18 protein-coding genes and 1 pseudogene are annotated in these 19,970 nt (G+C 73.5%); 7 read left to right on the top strand and 12 right to left on the bottom strand.

The features are described 5' to 3' along the window. Positions 1-13: 13 nt before the first annotated feature. The 3 genes from ACI8AF_RS10020 to ACI8AF_RS10010 all read left to right on the top strand — a co-directional run bounded on the left by ACI8AF_RS10020 (position 14) and on the right by ACI8AF_RS10010 (position 1,688). Positions 14-649 (top strand): PilZ domain-containing protein, encoded by a 636-nt coding sequence (locus tag ACI8AF_RS10020; protein WP_456539547.1) that lies wholly within the window; start codon positions 14-16, stop codon positions 647-649. A 97-nt stretch (positions 650-746) separates the two neighbouring features. Further along, positions 747-1,049 (top strand): hypothetical protein, encoded by a 303-nt coding sequence (locus ACI8AF_RS10015; RefSeq protein WP_456539546.1) that lies wholly within the window; start codon positions 747-749, stop codon positions 1,047-1,049. A 45-nt stretch (positions 1,050-1,094) separates the two neighbouring features. Then, complete coding sequence (locus ACI8AF_RS10010) at positions 1,095-1,688, top strand: hypothetical protein (RefSeq protein ID WP_456539545.1); 594 nt, start codon at positions 1,095-1,097, stop codon at positions 1,686-1,688. Positions 1,689-1,691: 3 nt separating this feature from the next. Here the strand turns inward: ACI8AF_RS10010 and ACI8AF_RS10005 are convergent, their stop codons facing one another. The 6 genes from ACI8AF_RS10005 to ACI8AF_RS09980 all read right to left on the bottom strand — a co-directional run bounded on the left by ACI8AF_RS10005 (position 1,692) and on the right by ACI8AF_RS09980 (position 6,287). Then, positions 1,692-1,895: a hypothetical protein gene (locus ACI8AF_RS10005; RefSeq protein ID WP_456539544.1), complete on the bottom strand. Its 204-nt coding sequence runs from the start codon at positions 1,893-1,895 to the stop codon at positions 1,692-1,694. A 100-nt stretch (positions 1,896-1,995) separates the two neighbouring features. Beyond that, positions 1,996-2,628, bottom strand: a complete 633-nt coding sequence (locus ACI8AF_RS10000; RefSeq protein ID WP_456539543.1) for a response regulator — start codon at positions 2,626-2,628, stop codon at positions 1,996-1,998. Next, positions 2,625-4,442: a sensor histidine kinase gene (locus ACI8AF_RS09995; protein ID WP_456539542.1), complete on the bottom strand. Its 1,818-nt coding sequence runs from the start codon at positions 4,440-4,442 to the stop codon at positions 2,625-2,627. Before ACI8AF_RS09995 ends, ACI8AF_RS10000 begins: the two co-directional genes overlap by 4 nt. Positions 4,443-4,463: 21 nt before the next feature. After that, positions 4,464-4,847, bottom strand: coding sequence for a hypothetical protein (locus tag ACI8AF_RS09990; RefSeq protein ID WP_456539541.1), 384 nt, complete (start codon positions 4,845-4,847; stop codon positions 4,464-4,466). A 118-nt stretch (positions 4,848-4,965) separates the two neighbouring features. Next, positions 4,966-5,622: a class F sortase gene (locus ACI8AF_RS09985; RefSeq protein ID WP_456539540.1), complete on the bottom strand. Its 657-nt coding sequence runs from the start codon at positions 5,620-5,622 to the stop codon at positions 4,966-4,968. Continuing rightward, a complete protein-coding gene (locus ACI8AF_RS09980) occupies positions 5,619-6,287 on the bottom strand; it encodes a DUF4142 domain-containing protein (protein ID WP_456539539.1) in 669 nt (222 codons plus the stop codon). Before ACI8AF_RS09980 ends, ACI8AF_RS09985 begins: the two co-directional genes overlap by 4 nt. A 14-nt stretch (positions 6,288-6,301) precedes the next feature. Here ACI8AF_RS09980 and ACI8AF_RS09975 point away from each other — a divergent pair. Next, positions 6,302-7,433 (top strand): annotated as a pseudogene (locus tag ACI8AF_RS09975) (alpha/beta hydrolase fold domain-containing protein). Here the strand turns inward: ACI8AF_RS09975 and ACI8AF_RS09970 are convergent. Continuing rightward, entirely contained in the window at positions 7,392-8,498 is a 1,107-nt protein-coding gene (locus ACI8AF_RS09970; protein ID WP_456539538.1) for an alpha/beta hydrolase fold domain-containing protein, read from the bottom strand. The pseudogene ACI8AF_RS09975 and the gene ACI8AF_RS09970 sit on opposite strands and share 42 nt — an antisense overlap. A gap of 80 nt (positions 8,499-8,578) precedes the next feature. Between ACI8AF_RS09970 and ACI8AF_RS09965 the strand changes: the two genes are divergently transcribed. Beyond that, entirely contained in the window at positions 8,579-9,220 is a 642-nt protein-coding gene (locus ACI8AF_RS09965) for a QsdR family transcriptional regulator (protein ID WP_456539537.1), read from the top strand. 341 nt (positions 9,221-9,561) lie between these two features. Here the strand turns inward: ACI8AF_RS09965 and ACI8AF_RS09960 are convergent, their stop codons facing one another. The 4 genes from ACI8AF_RS09960 to ACI8AF_RS09945 all read right to left on the bottom strand — a co-directional run bounded on the left by ACI8AF_RS09960 (position 9,562) and on the right by ACI8AF_RS09945 (position 14,367). Continuing rightward, a complete protein-coding gene (locus ACI8AF_RS09960; protein WP_456539536.1) occupies positions 9,562-10,197 on the bottom strand; it encodes a maleylpyruvate isomerase family mycothiol-dependent enzyme in 636 nt (211 codons plus the stop codon). 173 nt (positions 10,198-10,370) lie between these two features. Further along, positions 10,371-10,925 (bottom strand): hypothetical protein, encoded by a 555-nt coding sequence (locus ACI8AF_RS09955; protein ID WP_456539535.1) that lies wholly within the window; start codon positions 10,923-10,925, stop codon positions 10,371-10,373. A gap of 84 nt (positions 10,926-11,009) precedes the next feature. Next, positions 11,010-13,853, bottom strand: coding sequence for a discoidin domain-containing protein (locus tag ACI8AF_RS09950; RefSeq protein ID WP_456539534.1), 2,844 nt, complete (start codon positions 13,851-13,853; stop codon positions 11,010-11,012). 139 nt (positions 13,854-13,992) lie between these two features. Continuing rightward, positions 13,993-14,367 carry a hypothetical protein gene (locus ACI8AF_RS09945; protein WP_456539533.1) on the bottom strand — a complete coding sequence of 125 codons (375 nt, stop codon included), beginning with the start codon at positions 14,365-14,367 and terminating at the stop codon, positions 13,993-13,995. 1,444 nt (positions 14,368-15,811) lie between these two features. Here ACI8AF_RS09945 and ACI8AF_RS09940 point away from each other — a divergent pair. Further along, positions 15,812-17,143, top strand: a complete 1,332-nt coding sequence (locus ACI8AF_RS09940; RefSeq protein ID WP_456539532.1) for a phage tail tip lysozyme — start codon at positions 15,812-15,814, stop codon at positions 17,141-17,143. 863 nt (positions 17,144-18,006) lie between these two features. Then, the gene (locus ACI8AF_RS09935) at positions 18,007-19,143 is read left to right on the top strand and encodes a sigma 54-interacting transcriptional regulator (RefSeq protein WP_456539531.1); all 1,137 of its coding nucleotides are present in this window, start codon (positions 18,007-18,009) and stop codon (positions 19,141-19,143) included. Here the strand turns inward: ACI8AF_RS09935 and ACI8AF_RS09930 are convergent. Next, complete coding sequence (locus tag ACI8AF_RS09930; protein WP_456539530.1) at positions 19,067-19,960, bottom strand: amidohydrolase family protein; 894 nt, start codon at positions 19,958-19,960, stop codon at positions 19,067-19,069. The two genes, ACI8AF_RS09935 and ACI8AF_RS09930, sit on opposite strands and share 77 nt — an antisense overlap. Positions 19,961-19,970 lie beyond the last annotated feature (10 nt).

Genomic DNA, 19,970 nt, shown 5'->3' with positions numbered 1-19,970 from the left:
ATCGGAGAAGTCGATGAGCGAGCACGACGCCGACCGGCCGTTGGAGTCGTCGCAGGCCGACGTCACGCTGGTCACCCGCGGCATCACGGTGACCGCGTGCGTCGAGGTCTCGACCGAGCAGGCGCTGGTCGTGCGGCCCACCGGTGAGGGTGCCGCCTGGCAGCTCGCCATCCAGGAGAACGACCCCGTCGAGGTCTTCTGGGTGGGCGCCAACGAGGAGCGGACGCTGCCCGCGCGCGTCGCCGAGGTCGAGGAGGGCGAGGAGCCGCGCTGGCACCTGCGGCCCACCGGCCCGGCCACCCGCAGCCAGCGCCGCAAGGCCGTGCGCGCCCGCGTCCAGGTGCCGGTGACCATCCCGTGGGCCGGCTCGCAGATGTCCGGTCAGACCGTCGACCTCAGCGAGGCCGGCATGCGGGCGCTGCTCGACGGCTGGGGCCTGCCGCCCGAGGGCGGCACCCGCCTGCCGGTGAACCTCGACCTGGGGCACACCTCGGTGGACCTGACGGGCGAGGTCATCTGGCAGACGACCCGCGGCGCGCAGTGGCTGGTGGCGCTGCGCTTCGAGGACGTGCCCGAGAACGACGGCGACCAGCTGCGCCGCAAGGTGTTCGAGGCGCTGCGCGCCGAGCGCGCCGCCGCCGCCCGCTGACCCGGCCGCCCGGCAGCGGGCACGAAGCCCTTGGCCTCTGGCCGCCGGGCGCGGGCGGGAGCAGGGTTCGCCTCCCCGACCGAGCAGGAGGCACCCCATGCGCATGATGCTCAAGGCCGTCATGGACACCGAGATGGGCAACGAGGCGCTCCGCACCGGCTCCCTGGCCAAGGTGGTGGAGCAGATCGTCCAGCAACTCCACCCCGAGGCCGCCTACTTCGCCGGTGAGGACGGCCAGCGGGCCGCCTTCATCTTCTTCGACATGACCGACTCCTCGCAGCTGCCGGCCATCTCCGAGCCCCTCTTCCTCGCCGGCAAGGCGAAGGTGACGATCACGCCCTGCATGAACCTCGACGACGTCCAGAAGGGGCTCTCGCAGCTCCCGCCCGGTCTCGTCTGAAAGCCGGCCTGCCCCGCGCCGCCGGGCGCGGGGCAGGATGCCGGCATGAGCAGCGCCGGAACCGACCTCGACCCGGCCGCGCGGGCGCGCGCGGAGCAGGTGTACGAGCGGACGCGGAACCTGGCGACGGGCAACCTGCTGGCGCAGGGCGCGAGCGGGTTCTTCGGCTTCGGGGTGACCCTGCTGGTCGACGCGGCCGCCGTGCCGTTCTACGCGAACCTGTGGAGCGAGATCCGCGCCGTCTACGGCAAGGGCGAGATCACCCCCGAGGCCGCGAAGGCCTACCTCAAGCCCAACATCGGCTTCCTGGCGCAGGACCTGCTGTGGGACAAGGTGATCGGGTCGATCCCGATCATCGGCGTCCCGTTCAACATCGCCTTCGCCAAGGCGCTGACCTGGCGGCTCGGGGCGTGGTTCGGCCTGCTGTCGGCGATCGCCGGCGACGAGGACAGGCACGCGCTGACCCGGGCCACGATGCAGCTCACGCGCGAGGTCTTCCCCTCCTCGCGCAGCGTCTTCGACTTCGCCGCACCCGACCGGCACGTGTTCGTGTCGTTCATCGCCTCCGTCGACGGCCTGACCACCGACGAGGTGCACGACCGCACCCGCCGCGCCCTGGACGCGCTCCAGGGCAGGTAGCGGTCAGAAGCGCCGGGAGCGGAAGGCCCGCAGCAGCTCCGGGTCCTCCTCGCTGGAGTGCCCGTTGGCGCAGAAGAACTGCACCGCCGTCCCGACCAGCAGCCGGTCGTCGCCGGCCAGCTTCCAGCGGACCATGCCCAGGCGCGGCCGGTCGTCGTCCAGGTCCAGCGTCATCACGCACGCCGGGCACTTGACCGTGGTGCTCACGTACCGGACCGACGCCACATCCCCCGCGACGTCAGTCGTCTGATTCGTCATGTCCTGCCATATCGGCAGCCTGCGGACGAGTTCAGACCGTAAAGCCGGATCAGGTACCCACGCCCCGCTCGTGCGCGAGCACGACGGCGGCCGCGCGGTCCCGCGCCCCCAGCTTGACCAGGACGTTGGACAGGTTGTTGCGCACCGTCTTGGCGCTGAGCCCCAGTCGGCGCGCGATCGCCTCGGTGGCCAGGCCGCGGGCCAGCCCCTCGAGCACGTCGAACTCGCGGTCGGTCAGCTCCGGGAAGGGCCGCGACCTCGGCCGGGCCGAGCGGCGGGCGACCTCGGCGAGCACCGCGTCGGAGAGGACGGACGTCCCGGACGCGACCGCGGTGACGGCGTCGGCGATCTCCTCCGGGGAGGCGGACTTCAGCACGTAGCCGTGCGCGCCGGCGGCCAGGGCGTCGGTCACCTCGCGCTCACCGTCGAACGAGGTGAGGACCAGGACCCGGGTCCGCGGGCTGACCCGCCGGATCCCGCTGGTGGCGACCACCCCGTCGCCGTCCGGCATGCGCAGGTCGACGACGGCGACGTCGGGCTGCGCCCGCTCGGCGGCGGCGATCGCCTCCTCCCCCGTCCCGGCCACCGCCACGACGTCGAACGGAGCACGGCCGTGCAGCATCGCCCGCAGACCTTCCCGGAACATCGGGTGGTCGTCCGCCAGGAGCACCCGCACGGTCACCGCCCCACCTCCACCGGGAAGCGGGCGCGCACCCGGACTCCTCCGGACGCCCCGTTCGCCAGTTCGAGGTCCCCGCCGAGCGCCCGTGCACGGGCGGACATGGAGCCGAGCCCGACCCCGACCCGCGGTTCGGCCGGCAGGCCCGCGCCGTCGTCGGCCACCTCGAGCAGGAGGTCGTCGTCCACCCAGGCGAGCCGCACCGAGCAGCGCTCGCCGCCGGAGTGCCGGGCGGCGTTGGCGACGGCCTCGGTGACCGTCCGGTAGACCGCGAGCTCCGTCTCGGGGCTGAGCACCGGCAGCGCCGACGGGGCGTGGACCTCGACCTCGAACGACCCGGGACGGCTGAGCGCGGAGGCCCGCTGGCGGACGGCGGCGAGCAACCCCTGCTGCACCAGGTCGTCGGGGCGCAGGTCCTCCAGGATCGCCCGGACCACCGATCCGGCGCGCGCGGCCTCCTCGTCGACCCGAGCCAGCAGGCCGTCGGCGGCGGCCGGGTCACCGGCGGCCAACCGGTCGCGCGCCGCGGTGATCGCCAGCCGCAGGCCCGACAGCGACGGGCTGAGCTCGTCGTGCATGTCGGCGCGCAGCCGCGACCGCTCGTCGTCGCGGATCCGCAGCAGCCGCCCGTGAGCGTGCTCGACCTCGGCGGTGAGCCGGGCGGCGGCCACGACCGCGGCCACGGGCGGGAGCAGGCCGTCGAGCGCGCTGAGGTCGACCGGGACGCCGTCGGTGTGCGGCACGAGCACCAGCCGGCCGACGACCTGGCCGGCGTGCTCCAGCGGCCGGTACGTCGCGGCACCCGAGGGGTCCCTCCAGGTGGCGAGCCGCTCGTACCCCTCCCCCACCCGGGCCTCGACGGCGGTGCCGCGCAGTTCCAGCGCCGTGCCCACGGCTGCCGCGACCCGGTCGGGCACCTCGTCCGGCGCGGGTGCGCCGGCCAGCCGGGCGGCCAGGTCGCGCAGCCCGGCGACGGCGCGCTCGTCGGTGGTCGGCACGAGGGCGGCTCCGCGCCGGGCCAGACCGACGGCCAGCACCGCCGCGCCGGCGGCCCCCAGCACGGCGGCGGCCAGCGGTCCCGCAGACACCTCGGTGCCGGTGAGGAGCGCCACCGCGCCGGCGCAGGTCGCACCGGCGATGAGCGCCGCGGCCGCCGTGAGCACCCACAGGGACAACGAGTCCGCCACCCGGCGACGCGCGGGCGCGGCCTCCATGAGCACCGACAGGCCGATGGCCACCGGCAGCAGGCTGAAGGCGATCGGGAACGCCATGTCGAGCAGGTCGACGACCACCGGCGCGCGCTCCGCGAGGAGCAGGTACAGCGGCAGGGCGGCGAGGTAGAGGCCGATGAGCACCGCCCCCGCCCCGAGCACGACGCCGATCCGCTGCCGCCGTGCCCCCGTGGAACGCCGGTGCAGCCGGACCAGCGAGACCACCCCGGCCGCGGCGATCGGCAGGAACGGGACGAGCAGGACCGACACCACCACCCGGCCGGGCTGCGAGGTGTCGGGGACCGGCCACAGCAGGCACAGGACGACGCTCGCCGCCAGCGCCGCCACCTGGTAGCGCAGCACCCGGCGCCACCCACGGCCGCGGGCGCCGTCGGGGAAGACCACGAGCAGCACCGCCAGGACCGGCGGGCCGAGCACCCAGAGCGCGTCCGCGTACCGGTCGGCCACCGGGGTGGCGCCCAGCACCAGTGCCGTCGAGGAGGCGGCGAGCGCGAGCGTCACCGGATGGGTGGGCCGGCGGGCGAGCAGGGCGAGGGTCACCACCGCCTGCGCCAGCCCACCTCCGACGACGGCCAGCTCAGCCATGGCCGGGAAGCTAGGCCCGGATCACTCGCCGGAGAAGCGGTTCCGGCTCCCGGGTGCGGCCACCAGGGCGGCCACGACGACGGTTGCCGCGGCGACCGGGCCGGCCGCCAGCCACCAGGTCTCCGACCAGGGGTCGTCCAGCGCCCATCCCTCGCGTGCGTGGTAGACCACCCACCACACGCTGACGGCGAGGGCCGGCACGAGCGCGAGCACCGCCGCGGCCCGGGGGTGCCGGGCGGCGAGCACGGCGGCGGCCAGCAGCGGCAGGCCCAGGAGCACGGTGACCGGCCAGGCGCCCACCATCGCGAAGGCGAGGACGACGAGGAAGCCGGCGGCGAGGGCGAGGACCTGCAGGATGCGGGTGCGCGAGGTCGCGCCGGCGGTGTGCGCAGCGTCGGTGGTCACGGGATCTCCCCTCTCCGGCGCATCCCGGGTGGACGCGCTCAGGGGGAGGTTCGGGCGGGCGGCGACCCGGGAGCCAGGGCGCCGGTCCCGGGTCACCGGGACGTTCGGACGGGCATCGTCACCCGACCGGCTGAGCGAGCACGACCACGTTGTCGGAGTAGCCGCCGGTGCGCTCGTCGAAGGTGCCCCCGCAGGTGATGAGCGCGAGCTGCGGCGGGCCGTCGGTGCGGAACACGTCGGCCGGCAGTTCGGGCTTCGGCACCGACCAGCGGGACGTGACGGCGAAGCGGTGCACGCCGCCGGTGGCGTCGGTGACCTCCACGACGTCCCCCTCGGCCAGGTGGACGAGCGCCTCGAGCGGCCCGGAGCCGTACTCGGCCGAGTCGATGTGCCCGGCGACGACCGCGGTGCCGGCCGGGTCGCCGGGCACCGCGCCGGCGGCGAACCAGCCGAGCTCGGTCGGCCGGTCCGGCAGCTCCAACGCTCCGGTGTCCAGCACGCCGACCGGCACCAGCGGGACGTCGGCGCTGCCGGGCAGGGTGACGGCGACCGGCGCCGCAGCCACGGGGGGCTGCGGCGCCGGCGTCGTGGGCACCGGCGTCGAGGGGATCGGCGGGGCGGCCGGCACGACGGTCGGTGCGGTCGCCGACGCGGGGGGCGCGGCGATGTCCGGGGCGTCGACCCGGGGCGGCGTCGAGAGGACGACCAGCCCCGAGCCGACGGCGGCGGCTCCCGCGACGACCAGCACCAGGTGCCGGGCGCGCGGGCGTCTCACGCGGCGGTCGTCCGGCGGCGGGCCACGCCGACCGAGCCCGCGCCGACGGCCAGCAGACCGACGCCGACGAGGCCCCAGCCCACCAGGCCGCCGAGGCCGCCGTCCGCCGCCTGGCCGCCGGTGCCGCCGGGCACCGATGTCGGGACGCCGTACCGCTCGGCGGTGGTCCGCAGCTCGGTGAGGTGCTGCTGCACGACCGGGGTCGCCGCCTGGGCCTGGGCCAGCACCGTCGGGTCGGAACCGTTGCTCAACTCCGTCTGGGTGGCCGCCAGCGTGCTCGTGTGCGAGCCGATCTGCTGGGCGATCCAGGCCGTGTCGTAGGCCTGGCCCGAGTTCTGCTCGACGGCGGCGAGCTGCTGCTGCTGCTCCGGCGTCGGCGCCGAGGGCAGCTGCACGCCCAGCTGCTGCGCCGCCTGGGTCAGCGCCTGGTCGAGCTGGGTGTGCATCTGCACGAACATCGCGCCGAGCTGCTTCACCTCCGGCGTGGTGGCCTTCTGCTGGGCGGAGTTGCCGGCCGCGATCTCGGCCAGGTTGCTCTGGTGCGCCGCCTGCATCCATGTGACGTCCTGCTCGGACGGCGCGGCGAGGGCGGGGGAACTGCTCAGGACGACGACGCCGACGGCGGCGAGGGGGACGAGGACAGCACGGGACAACAGCTTGCGCACGAAGGCTCCGGGGGATTCGCAGCGAGCGGCGCGGGTCTGCTCCCCACACCGTTGCGGATGGCGGGCCGGTACCCGCCGGTTTCGCTGCCAACCCACAAGATGGCGCGCAATCGGATGAACTGCCCGGGCGCGGGACCAGCCGTTCCACCACATACCCTCCGGCCGAGGCCGACGACGACCGGACGGAGCCCCGTGGCGACGCCCTTCCACCCCGACCTGGCCATCGCCCGCTTCCTCCCCCGGCTGTCGTACGGCCCCCGCTCGGCGCGGGTGGTGCGCAGCCTGCGCGGGCGGCCGGGCAGGCCACCGACGGGCGTCACCGTCGAGCAGCTGACCGTCCCCGGTCCGGACGGCGAGGTCCCGCTCCGCCTGTTCCGGCCGGCGGGACAGCAGGCCCGGCGCCCGCCCTGCTCTGGATCCACGGCGGCGGGCTGGTCTTCGGCGCCCCGGAGCAGGACGACCGCAGCAACGCCGCCTTCGCCCGCGAGCTCGGCATCACCGTCGCCGCCGTCCGCTACCGGTGGGCCCCCGACCACCGCCGTGGAGGACGTCTACGCCGGGCTGGCCGGGCTGGTCGCCCACGCCCACGAGCTCGGCATCGACCCGGACCGCGTGGCGATCGGCGGCGCCAGCGCCGGTGGCGGCCTGGCGGCGAACCTCGCCCACCTCGCCCACGACCGCGGCGAGGTGCGCCCGGCGTTCCAGCTGCTCGTCCACCCCATGCTCGACGACCGGACGGTCGGCCGGACCAGCGTCGACCCGCGGCACCTGCGGCTGTGGACGGCGAAGAGCACCCGCTACGGCTGGGGCGCCTACCTCGGCCGCGGGCCGGGCGGCCCCGACGCCCCGCCGTACGCGGTGGCCGCCCGGCGGGAGGACCTGACCGGCCTGCCGCCGGCCTGGATCGGCGTCGGCAGCCTCGACCTGTTCCACGACGAGGACCTCGAGCACGCCCGCCGGCTGCGGGAGGCCGGGGTGCCGTGCGAGGTGCACGTCGTCCCCGGCGCCTTCCACGGTTTCGACATGGCCTTCCGGCGGGCCGGCGTCACCACCGCCTTCTGGCGCGAGCAGGCCCGCGCGCTGCGCGCGGCCCTGCTCCCCGGGTCAGAGGTCGGCGACGAAGCCGTGGATGTCGCGGACGGCTGACCGGTACGACTCCGGGACGGCGGCCCGGAAGGACATGTCGGCGGCGTGGGTCAGGCCCAGGTTGACCCGCCCGACGACCGGCACCCCGGCGCGCTGGAGCAGCCGGAAGTAGGCGATGCCCTCGTCGCGCAGCGGGTCGAGCTCGTTGACGGTGATGACGTGCGGCGGCAGGCCCTCGACGTCGGCCTCGGTGGCGAAGTAGGGCCAGGCCAGCGGGTTCTCGGCGTTCTCGCCGGTCGGGTCGTAGACCGCGACGAGCATGTCCATCATCTGGCAGTTGATGTAGTGCCCGTCGTTCTCGACGAGCGACGGCAGCTCGCGCAGCTTGCGGTCGCGGTCCCACCCGTAGCCGCCGCTGATGTAGGGGACCATCGCGTAGACCCCGTCGATCCGGTCCAGCCGGCCCTCGCGCTTGGCCTTGAGCACGGTGGCGAGCACGAGGTTGGCGCCGCCGGACTCGCCCTGCAGCACGAGCTTGGTGATGCCCAGCTGCTCGCGGTGGGCGTGGATCCAGTCGAGCGCGGTGCTGCAGTCGTCGAGGCCGGCCGGGAAGGGGTTGAGCCCCTCGGCGGTCCAGGCGTTGCGGAAGCCGACGGTGACCACGACCATCCCGGTCGCGGCGAGGTCCTCGCTCCACCGCCGGTGCACCGCGTTGTGCGCCTCGAGGATCGTCATGCCGCCCCCGTGGATGTAGACCGTGCACGGCAGCGGCCCGTCGACCCCGGCCGGGCGGAACACGTGCAGCGCGATGTCGTTGCCCTCGACGCCCCGGATCGTCTCCTCGCTGTGGGTGACGTCGGCCCGCACCTCGTCGGGCCAGTCGCTGGGCAGCGCGGCGTACAGGCCCTCGAACGCGGCGTGCGACTGGCCGACGAACTCGGCGATGACCGCAGGGTCGGCGGACTTGTCGAACGGCGGCGGCGCGGCGTGCCCGTCCAGGCCGAACGCCGCGAGCCCGTCCCGCAGCCGCGGGTGCACGCGGGGCTCGGTGCGCAGCTGCACGTCGGGGTCGGCGAGGCGGCCCTCCTGCCGGGCCCTGGCCATCTCCTGCGTCATCTCGCTCATGTGTCCCCTTGGTGCGACAAGTTGCCGATATGATGCAGGCACTGTGTCGGCGGTCACACCGGCTGTCAAGGAGGGGTGCGGTGGAGGGCGGGACGCTCGTGCGCACGCCCCTGCAGGACCAGCTCGAGGGCGGCGGGGGCCGGCCGACGGCGCTCGAGGCGTTCAAGCGCGCCCGCCGGACGTTCCTCGCCGGGGAGCGCGTCGACATGGGGCTGCTGGCCCGCGACCTCGGGGTCAACCGGGCCACGCTCTACCGTTGGGTCGGCTCTCGCGACCAGCTGCTGGTCGAGGTGCTGTGGTCGCTGGCCCGCCGCACGTTCGAGCGGCTGCTCGCCGACCCCGCGACGGCGCTGCCGGGCCGCAGCCGGGTGGCCTCGGTGCTCGACGCGTGGGTGCACGGGGTGATCGCCAACCGGGGGATGCAGGTCTTCGTCGAGAGCGAGGGCGAGCTGGCGCTGCGCCTGCTCACCACGCGGGCCACCGACTACCAGTCGCGACTGCTCGCCCAGGTGCGCGAGCTGCTGGTCGAGGACCTCGACGCCGGCCGGGTGCGCTCGGAGATCCCGCTCGACGACCTCACCTACGTGGTCGTCCGCATCCTCGAGTCCTACGTCTACCTGACCCTCATCACCGGGGAGCAGCCCGATCCGGACCGGGCCGGCCGCGTGCTGCACGCGCTCCTCCCGCCCGGCGGACCGGCGGCAGGCGTCAGCTCGGGGTGAGTTCGGCGGCAAGGTGACTTCTGGGTGGACAAGCACCCCCAGGGCCGCGACCTCCGGTCAGGCCCCAAGCCGTCCCGCGCCCGCCGTGCACGCTCCTCTCCGGCTGTGCACGCGCTGCAGCCCGGTCGATGCGGGTGAAACGCGTGCGAAGCGGTTCTCCGCCCGCCGCCCCAGAAGCGGCGATCGACTGGGGAGGTGAGGGAGGCGACTTCCCCACCTCGACGCCACCCTGCTGCCGAAGTCAGCTCCGGGTGAGTTCGGCAGGGTGTGATCTTCTGTGCGGAAGTCCGGCTGCCCGATGTGAGTGGTGTGCTGCGCGTTGGCGTTCTCGCGCTCGGCGGCTACAGGCGCGCTCGCACCTCTGTCACGCCCGCACCGGCGAGCTCAGGCAGGGCGGCGGTCCGGCCCGAGAGCGTGGTGAGCAGCGCGGTGGCCGGTCCGGAGATCGGGGCCCCCGTGCCGTAGCGCCAGTCGGTGTCGGTGGCCGAGAAGGCCAGCCCGTCGAGGATGCCCGGCGGAAGCGAGCGACGGGCGCGCGGGCTGGTCAGCTGCTCGAGGGCGACCCGGGCGTTCTCCGGGTCCGTCGGGGAGGGCACCCCGAGCGGCCGGTAGACGTCCTGGGCATGGATGACCAGATGACTCAACGGCGCCTCAACCGGCGCGCCGGGCACGTTGAAGGTGCGGTGCGCGGTCTCCCGAAGGCCCGCGACCACCTCGGCCGGTGTCCGGGTGTCCGTGGTCGCCCAACGGTCGGCGGCGCGGTCGAAGTCGAACCTCGCGCGCAGCATCATCTGCAGGAACCGGGGCGTCGAGACCTCGTACGGCATGAGCAGGTGCACGACGAGGTCTCGCACCGACCAGCCGGCACACAGGCTGGGGGTGTCCCACTGCTCCTCGTCCAGCCCGTCGAGCACGTGGAGCAGTCGGGTGCGCTCGGTGTGAACGCGCGCGTCGACGTCCTGCCTGATCTCGGTCACCTGGTTCCTCTCGTCGTCCTGCCGGCCCGCGGACGCCGAGTCCCGCCGCCCAGTGGGAGGACGGCCAGCGGTGCCGGAAGTCATCGCTGGCGGCGAGTCTCACCCGTACAGGGGCTCCGACCGGCCCCGGCGCGCGCGGACTTACGCACATCTGGCACACCTTGCTGCCGAACTCAGCTCCGGGTGAGCTCGAAGTCCCAGGTCGTCTCCGTCGTCGACACGGGCGTCGACACCACGGGCCCGCAGCGCGAGGTGGTCCCCTCGGTGTACCGGCCCGTCAGGGTCTCCCCGTCGAGGCCGAGGTCGAGCGACCAGCGGCCGGTCGAGAGGCCGCCGCCGGCGCAGGACTCGAGCTCCCAGGGCGGGATGGACCCGGCCGCGGTGAACCGGTTCCCCGCCTCCTGGAGCTCGGCCGGCTCGCCGAACACGTGCACGCTGCAGCTCGACCAGGAGCAGTCGATCTCGAGGGTGATCTCCTCGGTCAGGGCGCAGTAGGCGCCCTCGCAGCCGGCCACCGTGCCGGTGCCCGACCAGCGGCCCTCCAGCTCGGCGCCGGGCGCTGTCGAGCCGAACCCACCGGTGGTCAGCACGTAGCCGGCCGCGGTCGCGGCGACGAGGGCGGCCAGCACCACGACGAGGACGACGACGCGGCGCCGCGAGGAGGGCTCGGCGCCGGGGTCGACGGCGGGCGGGGGCTCCGCCGGGGGTCGGGAACCGACGTCGTCCACGGTGCTCGTCCTCCTGGGCTGTCGCGGGCGCGGGACAGTGTGCTGCCGCCGGGCACCGCGGTCGACCCTCTCGCGCGCGGCCGCCTACCGGATCTGGACGAACCTGCCGACGCTGGGCGTGCCGTCGGCCGTCAGGGCGAAGAGTAGGTGGAAGCCGGGCAGGACGACGCCGCGGTCGGCCGGGACCTGCATGGTGTAGGTGACGCCGTCGGTGGTGGTCGCGGCGAGGGGGACGCGGCGCTGGTCGGTGTTGACGGAGTGCGTGACGGCCGAGGTGCGGACGAGCGCGAACCGAGGGGTCGCGCCGCTGGTCCGAACCGTGATCGTCGACCCGTGGCCCGCCGTCGTCGGGGCGCTCACGATGCTCGGCCGGGCCCGCTCGGAGCCGTCGCTGTTCAGCAGGTAGGGCGGCGTGAGGATCTGGGCGTCCGGGTGGTTGGTGGTGCAGCTCCCGCAGAGACCGCCGCCGCCCGAGAACACCCGCCCGTCGGGCAGCAGGAGGGCGACGCCGTGGTAGGTCCGCGGCACGGCCTCCGGCGCCAGGACCGTGAACCGGCCGGTCGCGGGGTCCCAGAGCTCCGGCACCTGGACGGCGCCGGTGTCGGTGAAAGCCTTGGCGTGCGCCTGACCGCCGAGGACGACGACCGAGCCGTCCGGCAGGACGACGCTGTTGGTGAACGAGCGGCGGTAGGCCATGTCGGCGACGCGCGCCGCCTGCACCGGCGCCGCGGGGCCGCCGGTGATGTCGACCGTGTACGCCCGGGCGGTCGCCGGGCTGTCGTCGTACGCCGGCGCCCCGCCGACGGTCAGGATCCTGCCGACGTCGTACAGCACCGCGTTGCCGTTCATCATGTCGGGCGCGTCGCCGCGGGTGCCGGCGCTGCGGATCGACCCGTCGCCGGACGTGGTGATCCAGTTCATCTGCCTGCTCGGGCCGGCGTGGAACACGCCGCCGTCGGCGACGCCGAACACCCAGGCGTGGTTGTCGGCCCGGTACACGCCCGCCGGGTCGGCGGTCAGGATCCCGTCGACCAGCACGTTCGGCAGCCGCCGCCAGGAGCCGGTCGTGCTGCTGGGCGTCCAGACCTCGCCGTGCTTGTGCTGGGCGGTGTCGAACCAGGAACCGCCGATGGTGAAGACCCGGCCGTCGGAGAGCAGGGTGTTGCCCTGGTAGGCGCGCGGGATGGTCATCTGCGGACCGCGCGTCCAGGTGTCGATGAACGGGTTGTAGATCGTGGTGGCGGCGGCGCTGCTGCCGCCGTTGATCAGCACCTTCCCGTCGGGGAGCTGGGTCAGGCCGGTGCAGAACATCTGGTGGCCGACGTCGATGCTCGTGAACTGGCCGACGGTGCCGGTCGCCAGGTCGTAGACGGCCACCGCGGTGACCGTGCTGGTCATGTCGAAGGCCGTCGGCGCGTACGCCGAGAAGGTCAGCACCTTGTTGGTCGGCAGCAGGACGGCGGACACGGGCACGATCGGGAAGGCGATGGTCGGCCCCCACCGACCGGCGTAGGTGGCCTGCGGGTTCACGCCCAGGACCTGGAACTCCGCTGCCGACGACCAGGGCCCGCGCCCGCCGGCCTCGGTGGTCGCGGTCAGGCGGACGTGCCGCGCGCTGACCGCCGGGAAGCGGACCGGCTTCTCGGTGGGCGCGTCGGCGAAGGTGCCGGAGGCGACCGGCGGCGAGAAGGTCACGCCGTCGGTGCTGACGGCGACCGCGTACCCGCCGATGGTGCCGTTCGGGTTGCCGTCCTGCCGCGGCAGGTAGCGCAGGCCGGAGACGGGCCGCGCCGAGCGCATGTCGACGGTCACGGTGTGCGGCAGCGGTGCGGGCGTCCCCTCGTACCGGGAGTGCCAGAAGGAGGCCGCGCTGCCGTCGAGCACGTTGCCGACGGGGAAGCCCGTGGCGGAGTCGCTGGCGGCGGCGGTCCACCCGGTCCGCGACAGGACCGGCGGCGGGATCTGGCCGAGCACCGCGATCTCCGCCGCGGCCGACCACGGGCCGCGGTTGCCGGCCTCGGTGAGCGCCGTCAGCCGGACGTACCGGGCCGACACGGGCGGGAAGACGGCGGCCTTCTCCTGCGGGTCGTCGGCCCAGGTGCCGGTGGCGACCGTGGTGAAGGTGACGCCGTCCCGGCTGACGGCCACCGAATACTGCCCGACGGTGCCGTTGGGGTTGCCGTCCTGCCGCGGCAGGTAGCGCAGCCCCGCGATGTCCTGCACCGACCGCATGTCGAGGGTGATCCAGTGCGGCAGCGGTGCCGGTGTGCCCGCGAACTGGGAGTGCCACATCGTGACGGCGTCGCCGTCGAGCGCGTTGCCGGCCGAGTAGCCGCTCGAGGCGTCGCTCGCGGTCGCCGTCCACCCGGTCCGCGGCAGGTCGGGCGGGCCGACCAGGCCGCGCAGCACGACGATCTCGGCGGCCGACGACCACGGCCCGCGGTTGCCGGCCTCGGTCAGCGCCGTCAGCCGGACGTACCGGGCGGAGACCGGCGGGAAGGCGATGACCTTCTCGGCGGAGTTGTCGGCCCAGGTCCCGATCGCGACGGGGGCGGACCAGGTCGCGCCGTCGCGGCTGGTGGCGACGGTGAACTGCCCGATCGTCCCGTTCGGGTTGCCGTCCTGGCGCGGCAGGTAGCGCAGTCCCCCGATGCCCTGGACCGACCGCATGTCGACGGTGAGCGAGTGCGGGAGCGGCGCGGGGGTGCCCTCGTAGCGCGAGTGCCAGAACGTGCCGGCGTTGCGGTCGAGCACGTTGCCCGGCGGGTACGCGGCCGAGGCGTCGCTGGCCGTCGCGGTCCAGCCGGTCGGTGGCAGGGGCTCCGACTGGGCGGTGAACGACTCGGGCGCGGTCGCGACCATGAGCTCCATGTGGTGCCCGTGGTCGGGGGGCTCGTCGTGACCTGCGGGGTGGTCGGTGACGTCCATCGTCGGGCTCCTGCACGTCTCCGCCGGCGTCGTCGGCGAACGGAACCAGCGGTTCCAGTATCCACTGGGACGGGCGACCGGAGAAGACGTGCGATCACGGAGCGGGCGGCTCAGCCGGCGACGTACCGACCCCGGCCGATCAGCCGGTGACCTGCCCTCCGGGAGGCGTGCAGTACGGGGGCGGGAACGGCGCACTCGGCTCGAGTTGGAACCTGAAGTCGGAGGCCCCGGGTGCGGTCGCTTCGTCGGCGCGGATGGCGAAGTGCGCACCCGGGCTCTCGGCCGTTCCGCGCCCGATGCCGCAACTGCCCTGCGTCGGGAGGTGGGGCTCGCCACCCTGACCGGCCTGCGCCGGGGCCGGCACGATGCATGCCGCCGCGGCAGCCGTCAGCACGAGGACGATGCGCCGTTTCACGGCAGGGCCCTTTCTCGACACGGAAATGGGTGCGGCACAGTGCAAGCCGGATCCATTCGCCCGGTCAATGGAGAAGAAGCCGTTCTCGTTGTCACCCACACGGGGGACTCCCCTTTCGACCGTGCACCCGGATCACCCTCCGGCCATCCGGGTCAGCCGCCCTCCACACCGACCGGGGAGTCGAGAGGAATCGCAGAGCGGCAGTCACAGGACTTGGGGGGATCTTCTTCGCAGCAGCCGTGGGAACGGCTTCTGCCGCCGCTGCGGACAAGCCGGCGCGAGGATGCCCTCCGCCCTTCGAGCCGTACGACTACGAGGAATTGTTCGTCTTCGTGGCGGAGGAACTCGGCGACCCAGATCCCCATGCAGCCGTCGCGAATGCTCTCGCTGCGTCCGACGATAACGGTGATCAGGCGTTGTGCATGGCCTTTCAGAGCAGGAACTTCGCGCCGTATCCCAACGCGATCGACGACGTCGCGAACCGGTAGCTGCCGCCGACGTTGCGCGCATTCCGACTGCGGTCAGCTCAGCCGTCGACGTAGCGGTCATGCTCGACGACGAACTGGCCGGTGGCGGTGTTGGCGTCGATGAAGTCGGGCGGTACCACAGCCGACGCGGACAACGTTGAGGTCGCGCAGCGGTCGCGCATTCACAAAGTCGCGTCGTCTGGCACGGGCCCTGAGATGGAGCATCGTCCGATCGATAAAGCCAGACTTTCTCGCACAACGCAGTGACGACACAGTGACGACGCGGTGACGTCTCCCGATGAGACTCATGCTGCGGTAGCCAGGATCCGTCGCCCGGGAACAGACAATGTGGAGGACGCCGTGGCAATGACCCTGATCCAGAACGATTCCGAGCGCACGATCTGGTTCGTCAACAGGGAGAGCGCAAGGGGCAACGTCATGGTTCCCGCTGGTGAGTCGCGGACTGCTCAAGCGTGGGTCCCGTGGTGCTGGGACGCCAACTCCTTCGGTTCGTACCACCTCGCGCTCGTACGCCCTCCGGACGAGGGCGGCGGGGGTTATCTGGTACGCCTGGCAGCGAGCTTCGGGTGATGGCGACAGGATCCGAGCCGAGAGGACAGGGTACGAGGACCCGGGACGCCCAGTGGCGGGGACCGGTAGCAATGTCGCGCTCGAACTCACGCACACGGGGGAATTGCGGGTTCACGCGTGTAGTCACCGCTGACACTCTTCAGCGCGTTGCCTGAGCGTTCCAGGCATCGCGGTCCGCCATAGGCGTCGTGTGTCATTGCGGCGTCCTCGGCGCGCGGCATCGGCGATCATGTGCCGAGGTCCAAGCACTGGGCCTGGCCGCAGTCGAATGGACATGCGACGACGTCGGCGACATCGCCGCAGACCTGTTGTGCAGCGACCTCGGCAGTCCTTCCCCGGGACGTTCGGAGGGGCTTCCGGGACCTTCCCGGGAGCCCCGGCGGTCTGGGCGGCACGTCCGCGAGAGAGGTGCTCGCCCAACCGACCTGGCCTCGATCTTGCAGCGACGACGGTGAGGGTTCCCGCATCGGCAGGAAGGCGGGCTCATGACCGGATCAGCACCGTCGATGGTTCGAGGTTCGACTCCCCCTTCGCCTGCACCTCCGCTCTGCGGTGCGATCGCCCGGATCGCGAGCCAGGAATTCCAGAGATGGCATCCCCGGGGCCAGCGGCCACTGACCGAGACGTCCGCGAGCGCCGCGCCGATCCTGCGCGAGTACTACCGCGTGGGGATCGGCAGCACGGTGACGGACGGCCAGCTGCGCGACCGGGGTTTCCAGGCGATGCACCCCTGGAGCGCGGTGTTCGTGTCCTACGTCATGAGGAGGGCGGGCGCCGGCCCCGACTTCCCCTACTCGGCGGCCCATCAGACCTACACGCGCATCGCCCGGCGCAACCGCCTCGCCGGCGACCGGACCAAGGCGTTCTGGGGCTTCAGGGCCACCGAGGTCGCCCCACGTGTCGGCGACCTGGTGTGCGCCGCACGGGCGAACAGCGGTGCCACGTACGACAACATCGGCGATGCCCGGCCGCGTGCCACGCACTGCGACGTGGTCACCGACGTCCGCCGCGGGCAGATCCGCGTCGTCGGTGGGAACGTGGGCCAGAGAGTCGGCGAGAAGTGGCTGAACACCCGGCCGGACGGGCGGCTGGATCTGACCGGTCCGCAGAGCCGCTTCTTCGCCGTCATCCGGTGCCGCGGGCGGCAGGGCTCGCCGGGCTGCCAGGCGAGCCCGACCGGACAGCCAGGTCTGGAGGACCGGATCCGGCGCGTCATGACCCTGCTGACCCGTACCTATGGCTATCCAGCCGCCGCGGCGGCGGGGATCACCGGCAACCTGATCGCTGAGTCAGGAATCCTGCCCAACCGCATCGAGGGCAGCAGCACGCACCAGCCGATGCGCGCCCCTGACTTCTCCGGCCGGGTGCGCTCCTTCACGCCCGACGAGGTGCGTGATCGCGACAGGAGCCGACGACGGGGCCCGCGTCAGCCGGGCGTCGGTCTGGCCCAGTGGACCTCCCCCACCCGCCGCCGCGGCCTGTTCCGGCACGTGTTCCGAGGCCGGCGGCTGGGCTCGGCGATCCTGTCCGACCTCGACGCCCAGGTCGATTACCTCGTCGCCGAACTGCGCCGCGACTTCCGCCAGCTGGATGCGCGGCTCCGGTCCCCTCGCACGACGGTCGACCAGGCGTCCGACGCGGTCCTGCTGCAGTTCGAGCGTCCGGCCGCCGTGCTGGGGCGCTCCAGGAACGACCCGGCCGCTCTGGCGGTGATCACGCGCCGCAGGCGGCTCGCGGCGCAAGCGCTGCAGATCCACCGGAACAGCTCCGCCGGGCCGGGAGCCTCCGGCATCGTCAGGGAGGAACGAGAGTCGTGAACGCGGTGTGGTTCGAGATCGTCCGTCGCCCCTCCGGTCTGTTCTCCTGGCAGGTGGTCCAGTCGACGGGCGACCGGCGTCGTGTCCTGGCGCGGGCGGAGCGCGGGTACAAGTCGCGGAAGAAGGTGTGGCGGGCCATCGGGGAGTTCCGCTGTGCCTTGCCGGGGGCCGTGGTGGATGACACGACGCGGCCGACGGAGGAAGCAGGCCTCGAGTTCCGGCCCCTCCCCGACGTCATCCCCCTGACGGTCGACGCCTCACCCTCCGCTGCGGTAGGCCTCCGGCAGCGACCGGCAGAACGCGGTGCGGTCCGCCCGGCCGGGGTGCAGCGGATCTCCGACGAGGCCGCGGACTCCTCCTGCGTTCGACAGGAGACCGAGTGCGCGACACCGTCGCCCGGGCGGCGGACCGCCTCCTATCAGCAGGAGAGGAGGCCTCGCGGGGCGGCGCGCCGGGTGATCGACCACGTCGACGAGGCGCTGGGGCGCCCCAGGATCAGGAGGGTGCGGAGAGGGCGGCGCGGGCGGACCGTGCCCGACACCGGGAGTGCGAGCTCGACCACCGCCCGCCTCCCGGGTAGGCGCAGGAACCGGCGATAGCAGCCCGGGATGCCGGCCACGGCTCCCGTCCCGGCCGTTTCGAGAGCAGGCGCGCCCCGGTCGCTGGACGTCTGGTTCACCGTCGTCGGAGCTCCTGATCGAGCCCTCGGATCGGCAGTGCGGGACCTGGAGACCCTCGGCATCCGACTCCACCCCCGTCGTGTCCGGGCGGACCTGGGGGAGGGGCCGGCGGGCAGCACGTGTTCCGGCGACGCGGCCGGTCCTCGTCCCGGGGTCGTCGCCTTCACAGAGGTCGACTCGGCGGTGACCGCCTGCATCCGACAGCTGGCGGACGGCGGTCGTGCCCGCGTCCTCGCCCTGGCCGCCCAGCGCCTGTCGGACGGGGAGAGCTGGGAGCTGCTTCGTGCGGGGGCCTCCGACGTCGTCACGTGCGAGGACCCGGTGCGGGCGGCCCGGCATGTGGACGCACGACTGCGCCGGTGGAGCACCGTGGAGCAGGCTGTGGACTCCCGTTACGTGCGCACCTACCTCGTCGGGGACAGTCCCGTCTGGCGAGCCGCCCTCCGCGACGCCGTGGAGGCGGGCCGGTTCACGGATGCGGCGACGCTGATCACCGGCGAGAGCGGGACGGGCAAGGAACGCGTGGCCCAGCTCATCCACGACCTGGATCCGCGACCGGGCAAGAAGCGGTTCGTCGTGCTCGACTGCTCGACCATCGTGCCGTCGCTGTCGGGCAGCGAGTTCTTCGGCCACGAGAAGGGTGCCTACACCGGCGCCTCCACCCCTCGCGAGGGCGCGTTCGAACTCGCCGACGGCGGCACCCTGTTCCTCGACGAGGTCGGGGAGCTGCCCGTCGCTCTGCAGGCCGAACTGCTCCGGGTGGTGCAGGAGGGCACGTTCAAGCGGGTCGGGAGCAACACCTGGCGCACGAGCAGGTTCCGGCTGATCTGCGCCACCAACCGCGACCTCGAGCTGGAACAGGTCAGGGGTGGGTTCCGCAGCGACTTCTACCACCGGATCGCCGGCTGCCGGCTGCACCTGCCCCGCCTCGAGGACCGGCGCGAGGACATCGTCCCGCTGTTCCGGCACTTCTTCGCACAGACGGTCCCCAACCAGGTGGAGCCGGAGCTCGACGAAGCGGTTCACGACCTCCTGCTCCGCCGTCGGTACCCGGGCAACGTCCGGGAGCTGCGGAGCCTCGCGCTCAGGGTCGCCTGCCGCCACGTCGGCGACGGCGTCGTCACAGTCGGGGACGTACCCGACGACGAGCGGCCCGGAGGGGCCCGGCGCTCGCCCTGGACCGATCAGCGACTGGCAGAGAGCATCCGCAGTGCCCTGGAGCTGGGGGTCACGGTCCAGGACATCACGGCTCTGGTCGCGGCCACGGCCTCGCGACCGCCGACCGGGCACGGGAACGGATACGTCGGCGCGCCGTCGTGACCGGCGAGGGCGCGACCACCGGGGCGACGCCGGCAGGCAGGTGACGCCGCCGCGCTGATCGCGTGAGCCGGAGGAAGTTGCCGCCCAGGACGAGCGACTCCGCGTCCCGTGGGAGGCGGAGCAGGCGGATCTTCGCGAGTTCGAGGCCCGGGTGCAGCTCGGGGCCGTCCGACCCGAACAGCACCTTGTGCGGTCCGGCCCGACGTACCGCGCGCTCGAGCAGGTCGAACCGGCGGACCCCCGACGTGTCGGTGTACAGGTTCGGGCGCTCGGCGAGGAAGGTGCACAGCGAGCGCTGCGCACCCCAGTCGTCGGAGAAGCTGCCCAGGTGCGGGATGATGAAGTCCACGTCCGGGAACTCCGCCGCCAGCAGGTCCGCCGTCGCGACCTCCCCCATCACGTCGTACAGGACGGGCAGCCGCAGCAGGCGGGCGACCTCGCAGATCTCGCGGCTGATCCGGGCGTCGTGGCGGTGCACCTTGATGCCGCAGAAGCCCCAGGCGACCACGGCGTGCCGGACGAGTCGGAGGACCCTCCCCCGATCCCGTTCGGCGTGCACGAAGGCGAACGCGGAGAACCGATCAGGTCGGCCGGCCACGATCCGCCCGACTTCCTCGTTGGCGACGGCGTAGTCGGAGTGGAACGCCGCGAGCAGGTTGGACGCACCGATGCCAGCCTCATCGCAACGGCGTAGGTACTTCCGGAGGGGCGCACAGGTGTCCCACGGCCCGGTGAACCCGTCGCCGGACCCGGCGTGGCAGTGCGCGTCGATGATGCGCACCGCCGGACGCCGGGCCGGCTCTGTGCCGTCTGGCACGGCGCGTCCG

This window comes from Blastococcus sp. SYSU D00669 (assembly GCF_054050715.1).
This window is presented reverse-complemented; position numbering and strand designations above follow the sequence as displayed.